Origin of the sequence: Neglectibacter sp. X4 (genome assembly GCF_009917365.1) — a bacterium.
Taxonomy (GTDB): domain Bacteria; phylum Bacillota; class Clostridia; order Oscillospirales; family Acutalibacteraceae; genus Acutalibacter.
Map to the genome: position 1 here is coordinate 1 of NZ_QWLE01000195.1, position 881 is coordinate 881.

Below are 881 nucleotides of genomic sequence, written 5' to 3' on the forward strand. Positions count from 1 at the left end.
TGTATTCTACCCTCTAAAACCATCAACCAGAAATACTTATGGCAATACATGATTTTGTCGTATGATAAACTGCGTGATATGGCTAAAGGCGGAAATCAGCCCAATCTTAATGCCGGTATTATAAAAAAATTTTCCGTTCTCATGCCCCCATTGGAGCAACAAGAGCAATTCGCTGCCTTCGTTGAACAAGTCAACAAATCAAAAGTTGTATTAGAAAGAAGAGCATGTTACAATTAGTAAACCAATTGAAGAATGAAAGGAAAATGATATGACGAAAGACGTATTGTCATTTATTGTATATATGATTCATGCGTGTGCAAATAAATGGGGTGTGAGTCCGTCTGTAGTATACAAGAAAATGCAAACAGCAAATTGTATAACAAATTTTTTAGTGCCCAATTATGAGATTCTTCATACGCAAAGCACGCAGTATATAGTAGAAGATATTAACGATTATCTTAATGCAAGGGGGATATTGGTATGATTATTTATCATGGATCAAGTATAGCCATCGAAAAACCAGATATAGAGCATTCTTTTAGGTCATTGGATTTTGGCAAAGGTTTCTATACAACTTCCGTAAGAGAACAAGCTGAACGATGGGCTAGACGAAAGGCAGATATTTTAGGACAGGAAAAAGGGATTGTCAATGTATATCAGATGGGAGAAGATTCTTTAGGCTTATTGTATAAAGTGTTTTCAGAGGATCTAAGCGAATGGATTGATTTCGTATGCGCATGTAGAGATGGTGGAAGTGAGTACTTACAATACGATGTTATTATTGGTAAAGTTGCAAATGACAAAGTATTCCGGGTAGTAGACATGTATCAGGCTGGAATCTGGGACAAAGAGCGTGCACTGAAAGAAATAAAGGTTTATCC

At 36.3% G+C, this 881-nt stretch carries 3 protein-coding genes; all 3 read left to right on the plus strand.

Annotation, left to right across the window (positions count from 1 at the left end):
• A partial coding sequence (locus D1841_RS17615; protein WP_207710200.1) for a restriction endonuclease subunit S occupies positions 1-237 on the plus strand: 237 nt, incomplete at its 5' end.
• A gap of 64 nt (positions 238-301) precedes the next feature.
• Positions 302-484, plus strand: a complete 183-nt coding sequence (locus tag D1841_RS17620; RefSeq protein WP_237077186.1) for a DUF3791 domain-containing protein — start codon at positions 302-304, stop codon at positions 482-484.
• Positions 481-881, plus strand: a 401-nt coding sequence (locus tag D1841_RS17625) for a DUF3990 domain-containing protein (RefSeq protein WP_166554334.1), incomplete at its 3' end; no start/stop codon positions are given. The genes D1841_RS17620 and D1841_RS17625, both read left to right, overlap by 4 nt.